Annotated in this window: 16 protein-coding genes and 1 pseudogene; 7 read left to right on the top strand and 10 right to left on the bottom strand. The window is 61.5% G+C overall.

The window, feature by feature from the left end:
• Positions 1-98: 98 nt before the first annotated feature.
• From O7A60_RS28825 to O7A60_RS28805, 5 genes and pseudogenes are all read right to left on the bottom strand, one after another.
• The gene (locus O7A60_RS28825) at positions 99-1,619 is read right to left on the bottom strand and encodes a hypothetical protein (protein WP_337109104.1); all 1,521 of its coding nucleotides are present in this window, start codon (positions 1,617-1,619) and stop codon (positions 99-101) included.
• Complete coding sequence (locus O7A60_RS28820) at positions 1,616-3,844, bottom strand: hypothetical protein (protein ID WP_337109103.1); 2,229 nt, start codon at positions 3,842-3,844, stop codon at positions 1,616-1,618. Before O7A60_RS28820 ends, O7A60_RS28825 begins: the two co-directional genes overlap by 4 nt.
• Positions 3,780-4,694 (bottom strand): abortive infection family protein, encoded by a 915-nt coding sequence (locus tag O7A60_RS28815; protein WP_337109102.1) that lies wholly within the window; start codon positions 4,692-4,694, stop codon positions 3,780-3,782. The genes O7A60_RS28820 and O7A60_RS28815 overlap by 65 nt, the downstream gene beginning before the upstream one ends.
• Before the next feature lie 431 nt (positions 4,695-5,125).
• On the bottom strand, positions 5,126-6,052 hold the full coding sequence (locus O7A60_RS28810; protein WP_337109101.1) for a nucleotidyltransferase and HEPN domain-containing protein: 927 nt from the start codon (positions 6,050-6,052) through the stop codon (positions 5,126-5,128).
• Between the two features lie 200 nt (positions 6,053-6,252).
• Positions 6,253-6,632, bottom strand: a pseudogene (locus tag O7A60_RS28805) (hypothetical protein); the annotation flags it as partial.
• Between the two features lie 678 nt (positions 6,633-7,310).
• Here O7A60_RS28805 and O7A60_RS28800 point away from each other — a divergent pair.
• Positions 7,311-7,901 (top strand): helix-turn-helix domain-containing protein, encoded by a 591-nt coding sequence (locus tag O7A60_RS28800; RefSeq protein ID WP_337109100.1) that lies wholly within the window; start codon positions 7,311-7,313, stop codon positions 7,899-7,901.
• Positions 7,894-9,123, top strand: coding sequence for a type II toxin-antitoxin system HipA family toxin (locus O7A60_RS28795; RefSeq protein ID WP_337109099.1), 1,230 nt, complete (start codon positions 7,894-7,896; stop codon positions 9,121-9,123). The genes O7A60_RS28800 and O7A60_RS28795 overlap by 8 nt, the downstream gene beginning before the upstream one ends.
• Before the next feature lie 699 nt (positions 9,124-9,822).
• On the opposite strand, the gene O7A60_RS28790 is transcribed toward O7A60_RS28795, so the two are convergent.
• The 5 genes from O7A60_RS28790 to O7A60_RS28770 form a co-directional block, all read right to left on the bottom strand.
• Entirely contained in the window at positions 9,823-10,743 is a 921-nt protein-coding gene (locus tag O7A60_RS28790; protein ID WP_337109098.1) for an ABC transporter permease, read from the bottom strand.
• The gene (locus tag O7A60_RS28785) at positions 10,743-11,810 is read right to left on the bottom strand and encodes an ABC transporter permease (RefSeq protein WP_337109097.1); all 1,068 of its coding nucleotides are present in this window, start codon (positions 11,808-11,810) and stop codon (positions 10,743-10,745) included. The genes O7A60_RS28790 and O7A60_RS28785 overlap by 1 nt, the downstream gene beginning before the upstream one ends.
• Positions 11,794-13,341, bottom strand: a complete 1,548-nt coding sequence (locus tag O7A60_RS28780; RefSeq protein ID WP_337109096.1) for an ABC transporter ATP-binding protein — start codon at positions 13,339-13,341, stop codon at positions 11,794-11,796. Before O7A60_RS28780 ends, O7A60_RS28785 begins: the two co-directional genes overlap by 17 nt.
• A 97-nt stretch (positions 13,342-13,438) precedes the next feature.
• The gene (locus O7A60_RS28775; RefSeq protein WP_337109094.1) at positions 13,439-14,533 is read right to left on the bottom strand and encodes a BMP family ABC transporter substrate-binding protein; all 1,095 of its coding nucleotides are present in this window, start codon (positions 14,531-14,533) and stop codon (positions 13,439-13,441) included.
• Positions 14,530-15,363 (bottom strand): GntR family transcriptional regulator, encoded by an 834-nt coding sequence (locus O7A60_RS28770; RefSeq protein ID WP_224597584.1) that lies wholly within the window; start codon positions 15,361-15,363, stop codon positions 14,530-14,532. The genes O7A60_RS28775 and O7A60_RS28770 overlap by 4 nt, the downstream gene beginning before the upstream one ends.
• A gap of 250 nt (positions 15,364-15,613) precedes the next feature.
• On the opposite strand from O7A60_RS28770, the gene O7A60_RS28765 reads away from it, so the two are divergent.
• From O7A60_RS28765 to O7A60_RS28745, 5 genes are all read left to right on the top strand, one after another.
• Positions 15,614-16,474: an aromatic ring-hydroxylating dioxygenase subunit alpha gene (locus O7A60_RS28765; RefSeq protein ID WP_337109093.1), complete on the top strand. Its 861-nt coding sequence runs from the start codon at positions 15,614-15,616 to the stop codon at positions 16,472-16,474.
• 39 nt (positions 16,475-16,513) lie between these two features.
• Complete coding sequence (locus tag O7A60_RS28760) at positions 16,514-17,413, top strand: aromatic ring-hydroxylating dioxygenase subunit alpha (RefSeq protein WP_337109092.1); 900 nt, start codon at positions 16,514-16,516, stop codon at positions 17,411-17,413.
• Positions 17,414-17,434: 21 nt separating this feature from the next.
• Complete coding sequence (locus O7A60_RS28755) at positions 17,435-19,201, top strand: 2Fe-2S iron-sulfur cluster-binding protein (protein ID WP_337109091.1); 1,767 nt, start codon at positions 17,435-17,437, stop codon at positions 19,199-19,201.
• A gap of 9 nt (positions 19,202-19,210) precedes the next feature.
• Positions 19,211-19,861 carry a glutathione S-transferase family protein gene (locus O7A60_RS28750; protein WP_337109090.1) on the top strand — a complete coding sequence of 217 codons (651 nt, stop codon included), beginning with the start codon at positions 19,211-19,213 and terminating at the stop codon, positions 19,859-19,861.
• Positions 19,862-19,919: 58 nt separating this feature from the next.
• A partial coding sequence (locus O7A60_RS28745) for an alcohol dehydrogenase catalytic domain-containing protein (RefSeq protein WP_337109089.1) occupies positions 19,920-20,425 on the top strand: 506 nt, incomplete at its 3' end.

Raw genomic sequence — 20,425 nt, 5'->3', positions numbered from 1 at the left:
CAGCGTGTTCATAGTCGATTTGCATATCTCATTCATATGAGTAATTCCCGGACAAATGATTTCAAGAGAGATTAACAAAACAAGGAAACGGCAGCGCCTCAACCGCCGTTGCGCCGGAGCTCTGTCTCGTCGAGCGCAAGCAGCAAGCCCGACGTCTCAGCCATGACCTCGTCAGAGACCTGGCTTGCGGTGAATTGCTGGACCGCACCGGCGTAGTTGGCCTCGCCCGAACGCACACGGTCAAGCAGGGGCAGGACGAGGGCGGAGCCCTCCGGATCGAGATCATTGACCATCGCCGTGACCAGGGCGCGCGCTGAGAGGAGGTCATCCTCAAGTTTGTCTCGAGCCTCCAGTTCCACAAGGGGGCGCCCGGCAATGCCGAGCTTGAGCCGATCCATTGAGTGAAGGGCCGACGCTGTTTCGATCGCTAGGTTGAGGACGGGCGAGATTTGGGCGTCGAACGAGGGGAGGCCGAGTTCCGCAATCCAAGCTTTGGTTCCGTTCGCAAGCGGCAAAAGGGTTTTGTGACCGCTGACGCCGCGTGCCGGCACAACCCTCCCATCGATTTTCGGAACCACGGCGAGGTCTATTCCGTCCGGAACCGCCTTGCGGGAGGCCGCAACGGCGATCACAAGACTCTCAACGTCTATCAGCGAGGTCAGCGAGCTCACCGGTACAACGACAAGTACCTTGCGGGGCGGCCAAGGGAGAATCCCGGCAAGATCCTCTGCGACATGCACCTCGGCCTTGATGCCGTCCTTGTCCAGTGTGGAGCGGATGACCGCCGCCATTTCGGTGAGCACCGTCTTCATCTTCGTCTCAGCCACGGAGGCGACAAGGCGGAGCGCGTTGTCCGGCCTTGCCTTGGCGGCAAGCGTGGCGAATGTGATCCCCGGATGCGCGTGGCCGTCAGCGGTATCACCTGCAATGATCCGGACGCCAACGAGAAGTTCTCGCATCTTGGCAAGGCTGGCCGGAGCGCCGCCAATAAGTTCCCACGTTTCCTGCGTCGCGATTTCGCTGATGTCTTTGATCAGATCGGCGGTCCAGGCAATGAACCCACCGGCGCCCTCCGGAAGCTGGTGAAAACGCCTACAGACGTCGGCACTGCCGGCGAAGAGAAGATTCTGTAGCTTTGTGACGGCGGTGGGGTTGATTGCGCCCGGCTCCTTGCCGGACGCGATCGAAGGCGGTGTCAGGTCGCGGGAGGCTTCATGCACGCTGTTGATGACGGCCAGCTGCTCATCGGTGACGCTTTTACCACGGATGATGAGGTTAAGGACGCGCTCGAGCGCAGGCGCGAGCCGGTCCAACAGTTGCGCGGCCCGGGCAAGATAGCCGCTGTAGGTCGGCGAAGCGACGCCGATTGCGATCGCGTCACGCCAACGGCGATTCCATTCCGGTAAAGCTCCTCCGGGCAAGCCTTCCCGCGGAATCCGCTTCTCAGCCAGGGGCAGACCACCAAATCCCACGATCCCGCCATTCGGCGCCCGGGCGGCGGATGCCGCAATGTCTGATCGCGGTGACAGCGCCATCGCCGCCTCGCAGATGCGCATGACCCTGTCATGGGCATCGTCCTCGCCGGAAATGCCGATTGCGTTGTAGTCGCACTGGATCACACGACCGCCACTGGTGTCCTCGAAGCGGGGTGCGGTCGTCCATGCGAACTCCCGAGACAATCGGCCCACAAGCTGCTGTTCCCCGACCGCATCGACCCACTGAATCGCCTCGGTTCGGTCCAATAGGGCGAGCGTGCCGAGCAAGCGGACGAGCCGTCAATGGGCGCCTTGAGAAGATCGACCGGCCGCGTGGCCAAGGCGGAGCGGACGGTCGGGTGTAACGGTAGGCCGTTCAGCGACGAAAGGAATCGGTCAAGCACGGCGGGATCGGTTGAGCCTGAAACAAGCTCCGCAAGCAGCTGGGCAGGCAGCGCCTCCAGCAGAGCATGCCTCGGATCGCCGGCAGCGTCGGCGCGCATCGCGGCAAGGTCTGCCGCTGCTGCCATGACCATTCGCAGTGTTTCATTGACCGGCGGAAATGTGCTGTCGGCCAACCCGAACATCGCGGCCGTGCCCACCTGCGTGCGTGGGAGGACCTTTACGTGTTCCGTTCTCAGCCACGCGTCCACAGTATTTGCGATCCGGGCCATCCCGAGACCCCGAAGGCTGGCCGACAGTGCCTCCAGGCTCGGCTCGGCTTGTATTCTTGTGCTCAGGGCCTCGATAGCGGAATCTTGGGCGAGCCCACGGGTGCGCATGGCGTCAGCGACCAGCGGCTCAAGATCGCGCGGGAAAACTGCGCCAGCCGCCCTGGCGAACGTCATGGCTATCGTTGGCGTCGGGAACGCGTGCATGAGGCGGACCAGCTCAGCAGAACGCAGTTGGTGGAGGCCGGTCAGCGCACCGTTCGCGTCCATGCGCAGGAGGTGCTCGTCGACGAGGCGGCGCAGGCTGCGGCTGACGTCCTCCTCGGGCCAGGACAAAACAGCGGAGAGCTGATCGGCCCTGGCGCTCGCGCCGGCGGCACCGACCAAGGCTGCAACCCGAAGGATGGACAGCTCGGCAGCCCTCGCCGGATCGCTCTGCCTGGCGTCCACCTGTCCGGCAAGGGTTTCCTCGAAACGCTGCCCGGCGGTCAGAATGTGGACGTATTCGAGGACCAGGCCTTGGCTGCGCGCCCAAGGCTCCTGCCAGCCAACCCAATCCGTCAGACCGGCGCGCTTCAACTCCTCAAAAATGCGTCGGGCGAAATCATCGTCAGGCTCGGCGCGCACCTCGGCCACGCGTGAGCGACCATGCACAAGAAACAGGTCCTCTTCGCGGATCGAGCCTAGCAGAACGACTCCGGGTACTCCTGCAAATTCCAGGGTCAAGGCGTCCCAGGCCTCGGCGCCGCGCCGCCCGACGTCGTCCACCACGAAACCCACGGGGCTGTCGGGATTGGCACGCAGCGTACGCACAAGCTGCCGAAGAGCAGGCAGGTCGTTCTGGTCGACGCGCCGAAGACGATACCAGCGGATGGTGTGGCGCAACGCGTGGGCGGTGTCCCACATGATTGCGGACTTGCCGGCGCCCGAAGGCCCCACGATGAGGGCCGCACCTCGTGACTCTAGGCCTTGGGCTAGTGCCTCGCATGGCTGTAACCGGGGGATGACCAGCCCGGCGGCGATATGTCCGGGCTGCACGTCGACGCCGAGATAGAATTCTGGATCTGCGAGTGGGGTCAAGAAATCCACCGGCTCGCAGGCGCCGTTGCGGAGTGCAGCCTCTATCGCCTGGACGTCGGTGGCCGCCAGCGTCTCTGTAACGATCCGGTCAGTGTCGCTCATCGCTAGTCCGCGATAGGTGCCCGCCTTCAGACGCCCGTTTTCGTTTGCGAGCGTACCCACCTCATAGAGAAGCTGAGCGACGCAGAGCGCGGCAGCGATCGGAGAGCAGCCCATTCGCTCTATGATGATAGCGATCGAGTCCGCATTTGGATTTGGCACGTGTCGGATGTCGGTTTTGGCCAGAAGCGCCTTGCCGCGGATATCTTGAGGAAGCTGCGAGATCAGCTTGGCGTTTGGCGGGATGCTGCCACCCGCCGTCGCCGCATGGTCGACAATGCCCTGTTCGAGGATCAGCTCGAGCCGGGCTGCGGGCGGAGAAAATTTGTCGTGTCGGTCCCAAAGTTCAGCGATGTAGTTCCTGGCACTTCCGAGCGGCAGGCCATTGAGATCCTCCCGCCGACTCTTGATCTGGACGAGTGTATTGCCGGCGGCGGATTGCCGCTCAACATCGTCATTGCCTTCGGGGATAATGATCGCAGCCGGGTCGAGGCCAGCCCAGACCCGGAGCGCAAGCATAACAGCGACGGCGTCTTCGTAGCGAAAGCCCCGGCCGGCGTGGGATCCATGGCGGTCGTGGGTGGCCGTTCTTTTCATCGCACGGAAGATAGTTGTTCGGCCGCTCGCTTTCGAGAGGGCCCGTGACGACCAGGCCACGGGCGTCAATCCGCCGATAGCCCCTTTCCTTGCCGTGCGCGCTGCCTGCATGGGTGCGAAGCGCGCCGATGCTCTGGACCGTTGTTGTCAGCCCGGAAAGGACCGCCTTCACGTCGTTGACGATTTCTGGTGCCAGACCTTCCTTCATCGGATCGAGGCCCAGCGAATCCCGGATGGCTCGATAGAGCCCTGTCACGTCCTGCTTGGCGGGAAAGTCGATCTTCAGCTCGACTAAGATCGACCGGCACACGCTTTCAATGACGGCACAGGCTGCGGTAACGGCGATCTCAGGATCGTCTGCGGCGGCACGAAGGGCGCGATCGAGATCCCGGCTTACGGTGTCGAAGTCGATGCCGGCAGCCATTGCCGACAGTTCGCTGGTGACCGGCGCGGTGTCAGCGATTTCAACCAGTCGCATTGCGCGACCGGCCCGTTCGAGCCGAAGTCGATCATAGAGCAAATACTTGTTCAGATGCTCGACCACGGCCAAGTGGCGCTCCGGCTGCGCTATGAAGTCGCGAGGATCTGCAGCGCTTTCGATGACCCGCTCAAGCAACGTGCCATCGCCGGGATCGAGGAAGATCGCTCCGCGGATCGACGTCTTCGTTGCCGGAAGCCGGCTCTCGACCGAAGCGTCGAAGGGGACACCAAACCCTTTGAACCACGCTTCGAGCTGCCAGGCCCGTCGATACAGGCCGATCGATGGCGCCAAGTCGTTGGCGCTCCTACCGGAGATGATCTCGGCGAGCGCCGATAGACTGTTCTGAAAGTTCGATTCTCATGCATGGAGGTATACAGCAAGTCTGGAAGAGGACGATGTCGCTGCTGTTTCGGCCAAAGTCTTGATCTCCTTCGCTGATCAGCGGTTAGTCGCCCCCTGCTTCAGCCCGCGCGCAGTCATACCATCATCGATCATGACGCGTGCAGGTCGCGTACCGCAGCCCAGTGACGCCGAGCTTCAGAGGCGTCATTGAGACAGGCTATGGGCCAATTGGTCACCAGGGACGTGTGAGTTGGCCACTTGTCTGCCGGGCCGTGGACGCGCCGGGCCTTATGACCTCGAAGAACACACAGAGCACGTCTTCATGTTCGCCTTTCGTGCTTCGAAAGTCGCATAAAAAGGCAGTCTGGAATTGGCACCATCTAAGCAGCCGAATTCGCCGCTGCCCTCAACTTCTCAAGCCGCGATCGGCAGATCGCGTCGATGTGACCGGCCAGTTCGAACACTCGCTCTGCAAGCCACTGAAGTGCCTCGCGCGTGATCTCGAAATGCTGCGAATAGCGGGCTTTGACATAAGCCTCATTGATAATGTTGAACCACGCAACGTACCGCTGCTGGTCGCGAGGCCACGCTTCGGCGAGTTCCTGGGCTTGATCCTCAGCGAGACTCCGAAGGAATTTGATATTGTGTGACGGAGGGCTGTAGTTGGTCATGGTTAGCAAAAAAGTGCTGTAGGCGCGCTCAATGGCCTGATGGAGGCTAAAAGCGGCATCCTTCCCCCATTCGGGGTTCTCCCCAGAGCGCTGGATATGGAATTGGGCTGTCTCTAACAACCTATTGGTTGCTGACATAAGCACAGAGAAATGCCCCCGGGCGGCATCGTAAATTTCCGTTTGACTTTGTAGCTTCGGCGTCGCCAGAGGTTCGTCATCGAGTTCGTACAGCGCGATGCCTTCTCGCCGGATGTCCGCAAAGAAATACTGCCCTTCGCGCAGCGCAGTGTTCACCTCGCGGCGTGAGTGCACGATGAAACTCACCGGGGTGTCAATCTCACGCATCAACCGGTCGGCCGCTGCCTGCCAGTAGCCGGCGAAATCTGTCAGTTTGCGGTTGTTGACGACAATCAGGAGATCGAAATCGGAGCGGTAGCCCTTTTTCGTATGCGGCTCGTCGACCCAGTCACCGCGGGCATACGACCCGAAGAGGATGATCTTCAGGATGCGGCCGCGCTTCTTGAAATCGGCTGTTCCACCTTTTAGCGCGTCTTCGAGCTCCTCAAGAAGAACCTCGACAGTCCTGGTCAGCTCACGCTGCTTAGGCGGTGGGAGATGCTCGATGCTGGATTTCATAAACAAAGGTCGACCGCCCACTACACGTGCATAGCCGGGAAAAAGCTACGAATCCCCATAATGATCCGTGGCGTCAGGCGAAGCAACGCAAATGTCATTCTTGTATAGTGATGATTTGTTGCGCCTATGTGAAGAGCATTGCAACGCACAAATTCTTTGCAATACGCGATCCAGTCCTTCCCGGCCTGGGCGACTTTCATCCGCGCCCCGTTCTCCAGGTCCCCGACGAAGGCCAGAGCTGCTTCGACCTGGCCGTCGGGAACAAGCTCCGCCGCCGTGCGATGGCCATAGTCGGCGATAAGTCCGTTGCGGTACCAGTAGATCGCCTTATCTGCGGCGCCGGTGCATTCCGTTGCGGCCGAAATCACCTTCATCACCTCGCGCATCCGACCCTGCAGTCGCTCCGATGACGGGTTACCGAGTGTGTTGCGGTGAACACCTGTCAATCGCGCCAGGTTCGTCAATTTTACCTCCAGTGCCTGCCATAGGCGCTTCGGGGAGATATGGAGCGTGCGAGGGTCCTGCAAGCTACAGATGAATCCTGGGAGCTCTTTCGATGCGCGAGCCGTAAGTGGATCACGACAAATCTCCGAATGTTCTCCAAAGCACGACATATCCATATTTCAGTGCATAGCAAGTGGACAGCGCTAACACCTTGTAGGGCGTTCAACGCCCTTCCCATTGTCGAATTGATGGTATCGGTCGCAACGCGCCGCATGTCGCTCGTGGAAGCCTGCCTGCCGCTGGCCTCACATCGGGTCTCTAGATGCTCGACTCCCAGCAGCCAGACGTGACCAACTGCCCGTAGATATCATCAGGCCATGTGGCACGTCTCGCCGGGGGCGGTCTGCCCCGCGTCCCGCCTGCGGCGGCGCTATGCTGACGCTCCTTAGGCCGCCCTGTTGAACCGGTCTCGGCGTCACGAACCGGCTCGACGATAAATTGAAATGTCCGTCCGGCGGACATTTCATCGCCTGCGCTTTGTGCGCCCTCATTTGCTTGGGCCGCTGCGCGGCGTGGCTGACCCCGGAATGGAGACTTTCCCCGGGAGGAAAGGGACAGCGCTGACGTCTCGAAAGTCGCTGAAGGCGGCCGGAATCAGTTTGCCGGGCCAAAATAGCTCGGAAAACCCATATAGCACCATATATCATGATAGGGATATGATCATTTTGCTGTATCGCTCGCTTGACAGAAAACGCGCCGCGCACTAGATATAATATTCTGATCACTTCGGCACTTTTGATCCGGATTCTATATCGTGGCTTACCAGAGCGAAAACCTGATCGCGCAAGCACGCGAGGTCCGCGAGGCCTCCGGTGTTAGTCAACGCGCACTCAGCGAGCGGGCCGGGCTGACGCAGAGCCATATCTCGCAGATCGAGAGCGGTAAGATAGAGCCGGGACTTTCCAGCTTCATAGACCTGACACGGGCGCTCGATCTCGAGGTCATGCTCGTGCCGAAGAAGCTCGTGTCGGCGGTGCTCGGCCTGGTCAAGGCCCAAGCGGCGCCGGACATGCATATCCATGCCGGTCAGCCAAACGACAAGCGTTTTGCCCGTGCCGAGCGCCTGGTCAAGAAAATGAAGCACCTTTACGGCAGCTCAGCCGACCTAGATCGCATCGAGGATACGCTTCGGTTTCTGCGGCGGGTGAATCTCGGCGATCAAGAGATGCAGCTCGTGCGCGAGTTGATCGCCCGCCTCGAGCGCTATCAGGCGAGCGCCCAAGCAGGACCCATTTCGCACGACGTCGCACAGAACCTGCAGCGCCTTCGCAACTCGGTCGCCCATCCCGTTCCGTCGGAGCCGCGACCCGCCTATTCGCTGGACGATGGAGATGCGGATGGCTGATGTCTCGGTTCTGGATGTACGGCTCTACGACGAGCCTATTGGCACGCTAACCCACCTGCAGGGCGATCGCACGATATTTGCGTTCAACGAAGACTACGTCGATAATCTGGATCGGCCGACGCTCAGCCTGTCGTTCAAGGACGACCTGGGCGGCCTCATCACCAAGATCCGCCCGACGCAAAGGGTCGTGCCGCCATTCTTCTCGAACCTGTTGCCGGAGGGCGGCTTGCGTCGCTATCTCGCCGAGCGGGCCGGGGTCAATCAGCAGCGCGAATTCTTCCTGCTCTGGGTGCTGGGTCTCGACCTGCCCGGAGGACTCTCGATCCATCCGGCGGCCGGTGATGGCCTTCCTCCTGGTGATGACGAGGATCTTCCGAAGAACGCCAAATCCAATGCGCTGCGCTTTTCGCTCGCCGGTGTGCAGCTCAAGTTCTCCGCGTTTCAGAACGCAGGGAAGGGTGGGGGCCTGACCATTCCCGCCGAGGGCGTCGGCGGATCGTGGATCGTGAAGCTCCCGTCCCAGCAGTTCGCCGGCGTTCCGGAAAACGAGTTTTCGATGATGACGATCGCCGGGATGATCGGCATGCAGGTGCCCATCATCAACCTGGTCGATCTCGATGCAATCGCCGGCATTCCCGAAGGAGTGGGTGAATTAAGAGGGCAGGCGCTTGCTGTTAGCCGCTTCGACCGAACCGGTGACGGTCCTGTCCACACCGAAGATTTCGCGCAGGTGTTCGGGGTCTTCCCGGACGACAAGTACAAGCGTGCAAGTTACGCCAACATCGCGCGCGTGATCGGCACCGAGGCGGGCGATGGTGGCGCGGCCGAGTTCATTCGCCGCCTCGTGTTCAGCGCGCTGATCGGCAATGGCGACATGCACCTCAAAAACTGGTCGCTGATCTATCCGGACCGTCGCTCGGCCGCGCTCTCGCCGGCCTACGACCTGGTCTCGACCATTCCCTATATGAAGGGCGAGGATACGGCTGCGCTTAATTACTCTCGGACGAAGAAGATGGCAGAGCTCGATACCGATGAGCTTCGGCATCTGGCTGCCAAGGCACTTCTGCCGGAAAAGCTTGTCGTCGACACCGCCGCCGAAACCGTCCAACGATTTCGGCAAGTCTGGGAGCGCGAGAAAACGCATCTTCCTCTGGCTACCACCGTCGCGAAGGCGGTCGACGTCCACGCACCGACCGTGCCACTATTTAACGAGCTCGCATGATCAAGCCTCAGCCGCGCCGTCGCGGCGACCGTCTTTTACGAACACGTCGCCGCAACCAATATTCCATCGAGACGGATGGTCGAAGCATGCGGGATTACCCTGCACCCCATATCTAAAGAGCGGACTGGCTTCGACAGGGCGGAAAAGTTCACGCGGTGACGGTTCGCCACGATGCGGGGATTGGCAAGGATATCGCGGTTGCCGGGAAGCCGCCATTTCGCTTTCGGCCCCCATCACGCGGTTCAGCAATGTGCCCTATGTCGGTCGTTGAACCTGGCTGTGGACCACTGTCTTTGAAGCGCAGATTGCCCGCGACTGCTCTGAAGGTGCGGTTTCGCTTGAAGCGTCGTTCGGGGTGAGAACGAGCGGATTCGCGCAAAGACATTGTACACCTGGGCCCGGATTGAAGCAGGTGCCGCTCCCTACCGGCAGCTTCGCACGTACCGGACAAATTGGGATTTCCATCCCTGCCTGTTCAGCTTGGGATTCGACGCCTGACCGGCTGAAACGACCGCCGCCAATCGCCGCGCCTGCACCGCTGGTGGGCAGGAAGGCCCATTTGGGTGTCAGATAGCGATGGAAGGTCTCGTGCGGCCCGACGCGAGTGACCTGTCACCCGCGCGCCCCACCTTGGCTGGCGCGTGCGGAAAAGGTTGGCAACGACGTGCAAAGACAGATTTTGAACCCAGCATACCTGGCTCAACTCGCCGGGCGGAAGGGCTTTGCAAGAGATGCCGGGAAGTGCAGCGCCAGCATCTGGCGGTTCCGTGAGATGAGCACCAACACGATGATGGTCGCCAGGTAGGGCAGGGCCGACAGCAACTCCGACGGCACTTCCAATCCCAAAGCCTGGCCCTGCAGCTGCAGGATTGTCATGCCGCCGAACAGCCAGGCGCCAAGCAGGATGCGCAGCGGCCGCCATGTGGCGAAGACCACCAGCGCCAGCGCGATCCAGCCCTTGCCGGCGGTCATGTTCTCGACCCACAGCGGCGTGTAGGCGACCGACAGATAGGCGCCCGCCAGTCCCGCCATCAGCCCGCCAAACAGCACGGCCATGTAGCGGATCCTGATCACCGGATAGCCGATCGCATGTGACGTCTGCGGCGACTCGCCGATCGTGCGCAGAACCAAGCCGGCTTTGGTCCGGTAGAGAAACCAGCTGATGGCGACGAACATCAGCAAGCCGAGGTAGACCATCGGGTCGAAGCGGAACAGCAGCGGGCCGATCACGGGCACATCGGACAAGACAGGTATGTTGACGCGATGCAATGCCTCGATCGGATCGCTGCCGAAACCGCGCCCGAGGAAGGCCGAAACCCCTGAGCCGAAGATCGCCAGCGCCAGGCCAGCGGCATACTGGTTGGTCAGGAAGGTCAGCGCCAGAACGCCGAACAGCAGGGATGCGGCGGCCCCCGCCAGCGCGCCGGCCATGATCGCGACAGGCATGGAGAAGCCTGCCGTGACCGCCCAGAATGCAAGGGCCGCCCCCATCAGCATCATGCCTTCGATGCCGAGATTGAGAACCCCGGATTTCTCCACCACGAGTTCGCCGAGCGCCGCGAAGATCAAGGGGGTCGCGGCAATGATGGTGCCCGTGAAGATGGCAATGAACAGATCCATCAGGCTCTCTCCCGAACCAGGCGAATGCGATAGAAAATGAAGAAGTCGGCGGCGAGCAGGAAGAACAGCAGGATGCCCTGGAAAATCCGCGTCAGCGCGGAGGGCAGGCCCAACGTCATCTGCACGCCTTCGCCGCCGAGAAACAGCAGCGACATCAACAGCCCGCCGAGCACGATGCCGAACGCGTTCAGCCGTCCGATGAAGGCGACGATGATGGCCGCAAAACCATAGCCCGGCGATATTTGCGGCGAGAGCTGGCCGAGTGGTCCGGCGGCTTCCGCCATGCCCGCGATCCCGGCTGCCGCACCGCCGGCCAGCAGGCCGATCCAGACCGCGGCCGACTCGCGAAATCCCGCATAGCGCGCGGCGAGGGGAGCCGCGCCGCTCACCGACATCTTGTAACCGAGGAAGCTGCGGTCGGTGAACAGCCACATCGCGATGACGGCGACGACGGTGATGAAGATCGAGGAATTGAGCCGGTAGGCCGGATCAAAGGATTGCAGCAGTGCCGCGGCGGGCAGAAGAGCCGTCTGCGGATAATTGAACCCGGCCGGATCGCGCCACGGTCCATGCACGAGATAGGACAGGAACAGCGTGGCGATGTACGTCATCATCAGCGTGACGAGGATTTCGTTGGTGTTCATGCGGGCGCGCAGGAAGGCAGGGATCGCGGCCCATGCCATGCCGGCGCCCGTGCCGGCCAGGAACATCAGAGGCAACAGCAGCACACTCTCGGGATCTGGCCAGAATAGGCCGACGCCGCTGGCGGCGATCGCACCCATCGTGAACTGGCCCTCGGCGCCGATGTTCCAGACATTGGCGCGGAAGCCGACCGCCAGGCCGCAAGCGATGAGGATCAGCGGCGAGGCCTTGAGCAGCCACTCCGACAGCCCGTTCATCGAACTGAGCGGCTCGACGAAGAACGCATAGAGCGTGGCCAGCGGATCATGCCCGAGCGAAGCGAAGAAAATCGAGCCAACGATGACCGTCAGTGCCGTCGCCAAAACCGGCGCGGCGACGCGCATCGGCGCGGAAGGCTCCGGTCTTTGTTCAATCCTGAAATGCAACGCTGCCACCTCTGTTCGCCGATACGCCTTCGCCCACGCCTTGGCCGGTCATCAGAAGCCCGATTTCCTCGCGGTCGGCGGTCGTGCGGACAAGTGGCGGAGACACCTTCCCCTGGCAGATGACGAGCAGGCGGTCGCAGATCTCGAACAGCTCGTCGAGTTCCTCGGAGACGACAAACACGGCCGCTCCGGCGCGGCTGAGATCGATGATGGTCTGGCGGATGAAGGCGGATGCGCCGACATCGACACCCCAGGTCGGCTGCGAAACCAGGAACAGCTTCGGCGTGAGCGCGATCTCGCGTCCGACGATGAATTTCTGCAGATTGCCACCCGACAGGCTTTGCGCGGTCGCTTGCGCTCCGCTGGCCTTGACCTTGAACCTGTCAATGATGCCGGTGGCGAAAGCCTTCGCCTTGCGTCGGTCGACCAACCCCTTGCGCACCGTACCGAAGCGATGCGCCGTCAGCACGGCATTCTCCCACAGCGTGTGCGATGGCACCGCACCGCGTCCGAGCCGTTCTTCCGGAACGAAGGCGACGCCGAGTTTGCGGCGTTCCTGGGGGCGCAGGCGCGCGGCGTCGGTTCCGCGAATCCTGATCGCATCAGCGCGCTCATGGGTGCGTTCGCCGCTGAGCAGGGCGATCAGCTCGGCCTGGCCATTTCCGGAAACGCCGGCGAGGCCGACGATCTCCCCGCCATGCACATTGAACGAAACGTCCTTCAGGTCGACGCCGAAATGGTCCCGGGCCTTGACCGAGAGGCCCTTGACCTCAAGCACGGGTCTGTCGCTTGGGACCGGCGGGCTGACATGCATTTCAGGCAGCCTGGAACCGACCATCATGCGGGCGAGCTCCAGCGATGTCGTCTCCTTGGGGCGGGCGGTGCCGGTGACCTTGCCGTTGCGCAGCACAGTTGCGGTGTCGCAGAGCTCCTGCACCTCGTCGAGCTTGTGGCTGATATAGACGATGCTGCAGCCTTCGGCGGCCAATTGCCGGAGCGTCTCGAACAGCTTGACCACAGCCTGCGGCGTCAACACGGAAGTCGGTTCGTCGAGGATCAAGAGTTTCGGCGCCTGCAGCAGGCAGCGAACGATCTCGACCCGCTGGCGCTCGCCGACCGACAGGTCGTGCACCTGGCGATGCGGATCGATGGGCATGCCGTAGCGGAGCGAGAGGTCGCGGATCTTTTCGGCAAGCGAGGGAAGATGAAATCCGCTGCTTGCGGAAAGCGCAATGTTCTCGACCACAGAGACCGATTCAAACAATGCGAAGTGCTGGTAGACCATCTCGATACCGAGCGCCCGCGACACCGCCGGGTTGTGGGCGACGATCGCATTGCCATCGCTGTAGATCTCGCCGGAATCGGCCTGCGCCGCACCATAGATAATCTTCATCAGCGTGGATTTGCCGGCGCCATTCTCGCCGAGCACAGCGTGGATCTCGCCGGGCTGGATCGACAGTGAAACGTCGTCATTGGCGACGACGCCCGGATAGCGTTTGCAGATGTTGCATAGTTTTAGACGCGGGTGCATGGCGGGTCCTGCCGTGGCGTGAAGCGAGGTTGGACGAGGCGCAAGCCGGCTGGCGCCGAAGCTCTCAGCTTCGGCGCCAAGGCTCTTTGATGGACGGTCAGCTCAGCTTGCCGATCATCCCCTTCACGAACCAGTTCATACCGCGAATGTCGTCATCGGCCAGAACGGAACCGGCGGCGACCTTGACGTTGCCGGCCTGATCCTTCAATTCGCCGGCATAGGGGTGAACCTTGCCGCTACCGATGTCGGCCTCAAGCTGTTTCAGCTTGGCCCGGGAATCGGCGGGAATGCCTTCATTGTAGGGCGCCATCTTGACCACGCCGGCCGCCAGCCCGTCCCAACGCACCTCCGGCTTCCAGGTGCCGGCAGCGACGGCCTTGGCAGCGCCGACATAGTCGCTGGTCCAGTCGAGGACGAACGACGTCAGCTGCTTGCCCGAACCGAACTTCGCCATGTCGCTGGCGTAGCCGATCGACCAGGCGCCGCCTTCGCCTGCGACCTGAACGCCGGTCGCCGTGTCCGTCATCGAGCAGATGACGTCGCAGCCTTGCGAAATCAGCGTCTTGGCGGCCTCCTTTTCCTTGCCCGGATCGAACCAGGAGTTGAGGAAGATCGCGTTACAGGTGGCATTCGGATTGACGCTTTGCGCGCCAAGCAGCAGCGCATTGGCCGGGCCGACGATGTCGGGGATCGGGAAGCCCCCGATGAAGCCGATCTTGCCCGCTTTCGACATGTAGCCGCCGGCAGCCCCTGCGACGAAAGTACCCTCGTAATATTTGGCTTCGAAGGTGCCGAGATTGGCGAGATGGACAATGCCGGAGCAATGTTCGAAGGCCACCTTGGGGAATCGCGGCGCCACTTTCTGCATCGGCGTTCCGTGCGAGAAGCTGGTGCCGAAGATCAGCTTGTTGCCGGCGCTGGCCAATTCGCGAAAAATGCGCTCGGCGTCCTGCGGCATGAAGATGTTGTCGATGACGGTAAGTTCGACCTTGTCGCCGAACTCGGCCTTGATGGCCTCGACGCCAAGGCTGTGCTGCTTGGTCCAGCCGATTTCAGCGACCGGGGAGACATAGACGGCGCCGATTTTCAGCACCTCCTGCGCTTGCGCGACGGTGCTCAATCCCCCGGCGCCAAGTGCTGCGCCAAGCGCACCGCTGTATTTCAGGAAATCCCGTCTTGTTACGTCGTTCATGATTGTAACCCTCTGTTGGTTTTTTTCGTTGATGCCCGGCTTGCGGGTGCCGGATCTTTTTTTGGAAGATGGATGTGTAGATGCGTCGCCGCGTCGCCTGGTGCTTTCGCTGGCCTTGCGAGCGGAACCGCCGTTGTTGCCCCATCGGCCTTGCCGTCGAGATAGGGTGCGAGAGCCTCGGCGGGCGTCAGCTCGGGAAACACCTCTCGGTCCATGATGTAGCCGCGCACCACGGTCCGATGGTGGGTGTCGATGAGGTCCATCGCCTGCTTCAGGCGGCCTTTCTCCAGGAGGTCGACCACCCGCGAGTGGTCGTCGAGCAGGTTGCAATAGTCGAAATCGGCGGTAATGAGCGACCGAAGCAGCGTCGTGCGGCGCACAAGCTGCGCATGGATTTCCTGCATCACCTTGTTGCGGCTGAGGCGCACGAAGACGGTATGGAATTCCTGACCGAGCACGTCGGCCAGCGCATCGTTGCCAGCAGCGACAGCCTGGCGCTGGCGTTCGACATGGTGGCGCAGTTCGGCCCAGCCGGCAGGGCCGAGGCGGTCGCTCAGCTGCGCGGCGACGCCCTGTTCCACCAAGGTCAGCGCGTCGTAGATCTCGAGCGCTTCCTGCATGCTGGGCCGGGCGACGAAGGCGCCGCGGTTGCGCTCGATCTGGGCCAAGCCGTCATCGGCGAGGCGGATCAGCGCCTGTCGCACGACGATGCGGCTGACGTCGAATATCTCGGCGAGTTCGCGCTCGCCAAGTTTGCAGCCCGGCACCAGTCGATGATCGATGATCGCACGCGTCAGCGTTTCCGCGATCGTTTGGGAGCGACCGCTCACGACATGGCTCTCCGCCGTTTGCAAGACATGATTGGGATATCGTCCATATCGAACACATGCCCCTCGAGGTGCAACATATCTCGAATTCAGAATTCCATATATCGGAGTGCAATCGTCGCAATCTGTCAACAAAAAATCGTGTTTTGCCACACAAAAACTTATTGATTGATATCCAATCTTATGGTTTTTTGATTTCGAAACGCTGAGCTAGGTTCATGATGAAGGGCTAGCCGAGTGAGAGGGGATGCCGATGGCAACCCGTTGCAATGACCGCGAGCTTCTGAACGACTGGCATATCGTTGCCGATCGCGCGGCACTGGCTGGCGATACACCGTTCCCGACCCGCTTGCTCGGGATCGACCTTGCCATCGATTGCAGGGATATTCGCAAGATAGAGGTTGTGCGAACGGATACCGGAGCGCCGCTCAAGTGCGCCGAGCGATACGGCTTCGTCTGGGCGTGCCTCGATACACCCTGGCGCGACATCATCTATATTCCGGAGGCCAACGAGGCGGATCGTCATCTGGTCAGTGGCGGCTCCATAGCGGTCAAGGTGTCCGGTCTGCGCGCCGTCGAGAATTTTCTGGATATGGGGCACTTCCCCTTCATCCACACTGGCTGGCTTGGCGAGGAGCCGCATACCGAGGTGGCGCCCTACAAGGTGGAAATCACCGCCAAGGGCGAGGTTCTGGCAACGGAATGCAAATTCTATCAGCCGGTGGCTTCGCCGACCGCCAGGCACGGGTTTGTCGTCGATTACATCTACAAGGTCATGCGGCCCTATACGGTGGCGCTCTACAAGAGCAACCCGATCCAGAAGGAGCGGCTCGACGTGATCACCTTGTTCGTGCAGCCGGTCGACGAGGAAAATTGCATCGCCCATCCTTATCTTTGTTATCTCAAGGAGGGCATGGAGGCGGCGACCGTGCGCAGCTTCATGCAGCTGATCTTCGGCCAGGACAAACCGATCCTGGAGAACCAGATGCCCAAGCGCCTGCCGCTCGATCCGCGCGCTGAAACGCCGATCCGGGCCGACGCCGTCTCGGTCTACTACCGGCGTTGGCTGCGCGACCGGGCTGTCACCTACGGCGCCATACCGGCGCAATCCTGATTCGGCAACGACGGTCCCGACGCACTGAAGGATAGAACGATGGCAAAATGCACGGATACGGTAATCCTGAATCTCTGGCATCCGATCGGCGCGATTGCCGAGACGTCTCCGTTGGCCGTCGAGGAGACGGTGTTGCTTGAGGAGCGTGTCAGTTTTGCCGTCGGCGAGAAGGGCGAACCTGTCGTGTGGCGGTCGCGGCCGGATTTGCGGCCGGGAGACCGCGCGCCGGTCGTCGACATCGATGAAAGGCTGCCGGCAAAGAGCGCTTATGGCTATGTCTGGACCTCGCTCGGGTCGCCGCCCGAGGATCTGTTTCCGATCCCGGAATACGCGGAAGCGGATCGACGCAAGCTCAACGCCGCGACTTTCGGCGTGAATGTTTCAGCGCCGCGCGCCATCGAGAACTTTCTCGACATGGGCCATTTCCCATACGTCCATACCGACATTCTCGGCGTCGAACCGCACACCGAGGTCAAGGAATACGATGTCGAGATTTCCGCCGACCGCGACGAGATCCTGGCGACGCGCTGCCGTTTCTTCCAGCCGATGGCTTCGACCACCTCGGACGGCGGCGCGGATGTGGACTATGTCTATCGCGTGCCGCATCCCTATTGCTCTGTGCTCTATAAATCGAGCCCGCTCGATGAAAGGCGGCGCGATGTCATCGCCGTCTTTCTGCAACCGGTCGACCAGGAGCACGTGCGGGCCCACATGCTGCTGTGTGTTCTCGACGAGGACAATGAAGACAAGGTGATCAAGCGATTTCAGCAGACCATCTTCGGACAGGACAAGCCGATCCTTGAGAACCAGGTGCCGAAGCGTCTCCCGCTCGATCCTCGCGCGGAAACACCGATACGGGCCGACAAGTCGGCCATCGCCTACCGGCGCTGGCTCAGCCAGAAGGGCGTGACCTATGGCGTCATTCCAGTAGCGGCCTGACAAGATTTTTGGAGACGATGAATGTTAGAAGAAGCCAGGAACAAGTGGCATCCGATCGCCGCTGCCTATGATTTGCCGTACCGTCACGTCTTCCATGGCCAGTTGCTCGGCCGGGAGTTTGCCGTCTGGCGCGCCGATGACGGTTACGTCAACATCTGGGAAAACCGTTGCCTGCATCGTGGCGTCAGGCTGTCGATCGGCATCAATGACGGTCGCGAGCTGAAGTGCCAGTACCATGGCTGGCGCTATTCCAACCGTACCGCCGGCTGCACCTATATTCCGGCACATCCGGCCGACGCGCCGGCCCGCACCATCACCAACCGCACCTTTCCAGCCGTGGAACGCTATGGCCTCGTCTGGTCGTCCGAAGAGCCGCGAGGCGAGGTTCCGGACGTCTCCGGCTTGCCGGAAGGCAAGTTGCTCGTGTTGCGTGGAATCCCCGTCAACGCGCCGGCCGGCAAGGTCATCGAGAGACTGAAGGCCTATCGTTTCCAGCCCAGCGCCAGGATCGACGGTGACAGCGCCGAGATCCAGGCTGAAGCCGTGCAGGATTTTGCCGTGGCGCTGAGCTCAGTGGACGGCAGCGCGCGGACACAGGGCGTCTTCTTCGTCCAGCCGGTCGATTCCAACCGTTCGGTCATTCGTGGCGTGCTGGATCAGGACGCCGATGGGGCTGGGCGGATCGCCATCCTGCGCCATCACAATGAGCTTCTGTCCAAGCTGCGCGATGAGGCGGAGGGGGAGGCTGCGAGCGAATCGGCACCGGCGCCGATCGAGCCGATCTACGAAAAGGTGTCAGCCGAACTCGCGGAGATGCCGGAATTGGTGACGCATGGCCGCAAGGCCGCACTGCGTGTCACGGTGGCGAGGAAATGGCAGGCGGCCGACGGCATAGCCGGATTTGAGCTTCGCCCGATCAAGGGCCTTCTGCCGACTTTCCAGCCAGGCGCTCATATCGATATCCACATGCCGAACGGCGAGATCCGGCAATATTCGATCACCAACGGACCTGGCGAAACCGACAGCTTCGTCATCGGCGTCAAGCTGGAAAAGGATTCGAAGGGCGGTTCGAAATGCATGCACGAGACCGTTCGCGAAGGCGACGTGCTGGCGATTTCGGAGCCGCGCAACAATTTCCCGCTGCGCCGCGATGCCATCAAGACGCTGTTCATTGCCGGCGGTATCGGCATCACACCATTGTTGGCCATGGCGCAGGCCTTGAAAAACCAGGAATTGACGCACGAACTTCACTATTTCGCGCAAGGAAAAGAGCATCTCGCCTTCTCCGATCGCCTGCAGCACCTCGGTGGTTCGCTCGTGCCGCACCTCGGGCTCTCCCCGGAGCAAACAGGCGCCAAACTGCGTGAGCTGCTGTCCCCGTACCAGAACGGCATGCATCTTTACGTCTGTGGTCCCGGCCCGATGCTGGAAGTTACCCGAAGGACAGCGGCCGAGCAGGGCTGGCCGGACACCGCGGTGCATTTCGAATATTTCAAGAACACCAACAAGATCGACGACAGTTCCAGCTTCGAGGTGGCCCTGGCGCGCTCCTGCGTCACGCTCAAGGTGCCCGCCGGCAAGACCATCATGCAGGTGATGCGCGAGAACGGCATCGATGTGCCGTCGTCATGCGAGCAAGGCGCCTGCGGCACTTGCATGGCGACGGTGATCGAAGGGGAGCCGGACCACCAGGACGTCTACCTTAACGATGCCGAGAGAAAGGCCGGGACCAGGATCCTGACCTGTGTCTCGCGCGCCAAATCGGCACGCCTCGTGCTGGACATATAGGAGCTGCCGATGATCACGCTTTACGACTACGAACTGTCTGGCAATTGCTACAAGTTGCGCTTGCTGATGAGCTTCCTCGGCGTCGACTATAAAACCGTGCCGATCGACTTCTATCCCGGCCGCGAACACAAAACGGAATGGTTCCTGAAGCTCAATCCGCTCGGGCAGTTGCCGGTCATCGATGATGACGGGCTGATCCTGCGCGATGCTCAGGCGATCCTGGTCTACCTCGCTTCGAAATACGATCCATCGGGTACCTGGTATCCCCGGGACAGCCCAGCCCAACTGGGTGAAGTTAGCCAGTGGCTGGCGTTTGCCGACGGCATCACCGCAACCTCATCGGCGGCCCGCCTGCACGATGCGCTGTTCTACGATTTCGATGTCGATGCCGCTCGTGCGGGCGCGCATCGGCTGTTTCGCATTCTCGACGAGCATCTGTGGTTCGGCGAACAGCAAGGCCGCAACTGGATCTGTTCTTCCAGCCACCCGACCATCGCCGACATCGCCTGCTTTCCCTACATCATCCTGTCGGAGGAGGGCGGAATACCCCGCCAGGACTATCCGGCCATCCGGCGCTGGTGCGATCGGGTCAAGCGCATCAAGGGCTTCACCGTCATGTCGGGCGTGTTCCCGGCCGGACCGGCCAAGGTCGCCGCCTAGTCATTTCCAATCACAAGCGAGGCCACGCCTTGCAAACGAATTTCGGGGAGAAGAAAGAATGAAAACCCGCGCCGCAGTCGCTGTCGCCGCCGGAAAGCCGCTTGAGATCATGGAGGTCGACCTCGAGGGACCGCGCGATGGCGAGGTGCTGGTCGAAATCAAGGCGACCGGCATCTGCCACACCGACGAGTTCACGCTGTCAGGCGCCGACCCCGAAGGCATCTTCCCGGCCATTCTCGGCCATGAAGGCGCCGGCGTCGTGGTCGATGTCGGCAAGGGCGTCACCTCGGTCAAGAAGGGCGACCACGTCATCCCGCTCTACACGCCGGAATGCCGGCAGTGTCCGTCCTGCCTGTCGCGCAAGACCAATCTGTGCACCGCTATCCGTGCCACCCAGGGACAGGGCTTGATGCCTGATGGCACCTCGCGCTTCTCGATCGGCAAGGACAAGCTCTTCCATTATATGGGCTGCTCGACCTTCTCCAACTTCACGGTGCTGCCCGAGATCGCGGTCGCCAAGGTCAATCCGGACGCCCCTTTCGACAAGATCTGCTACATCGGCTG

Source organism: Mesorhizobium salmacidum (SeqCode), assembly GCF_037179605.1.
Taxonomy (GTDB): Bacteria; Pseudomonadota; Alphaproteobacteria; order Rhizobiales; family Rhizobiaceae; genus Mesorhizobium; species Mesorhizobium salmacidum.
This window is presented reverse-complemented; position numbering and strand designations above follow the sequence as displayed.

Excerpts from the sequence above, each read along its gene's own strand:
- O7A60_RS28820 (WP_337109103.1), bottom strand. The coding sequence starts at position 3,844 with ATGCTTGCGCTCCGGGTCTGGGCTGGCCTCGACCCGGCTGCGATCATT.
- O7A60_RS28810 (WP_337109101.1), bottom strand. The coding sequence starts at position 6,052 with ATGAAATCCAGCATCGAGCATCTCCCACCGCCTAAGCAGCGTGAGCTG.
- O7A60_RS28795 (WP_337109099.1), top strand. The coding sequence starts at position 7,894 with ATGGCTGATGTCTCGGTTCTGGATGTACGGCTCTACGACGAGCCTATT.
- O7A60_RS28790 (WP_337109098.1), bottom strand. The coding sequence starts at position 10,743 with ATGGATCTGTTCATTGCCATCTTCACGGGCACCATCATTGCCGCGACC.
- O7A60_RS28780 (WP_337109096.1), bottom strand. The coding sequence starts at position 13,341 with ATGCACCCGCGTCTAAAACTATGCAACATCTGCAAACGCTATCCGGGC.
- O7A60_RS28775 (WP_337109094.1), bottom strand. The coding sequence starts at position 14,533 with ATGAACGACGTAACAAGACGGGATTTCCTGAAATACAGCGGTGCGCTT.
- O7A60_RS28765 (WP_337109093.1), top strand. The coding sequence starts at position 15,614 with ATGGCAACCCGTTGCAATGACCGCGAGCTTCTGAACGACTGGCATATC.
- O7A60_RS28760 (WP_337109092.1), top strand. The coding sequence starts at position 16,514 with ATGGCAAAATGCACGGATACGGTAATCCTGAATCTCTGGCATCCGATC.
- O7A60_RS28755 (WP_337109091.1), top strand. The coding sequence starts at position 17,435 with ATGTTAGAAGAAGCCAGGAACAAGTGGCATCCGATCGCCGCTGCCTAT.
- O7A60_RS28750 (WP_337109090.1), top strand. The coding sequence starts at position 19,211 with ATGATCACGCTTTACGACTACGAACTGTCTGGCAATTGCTACAAGTTG.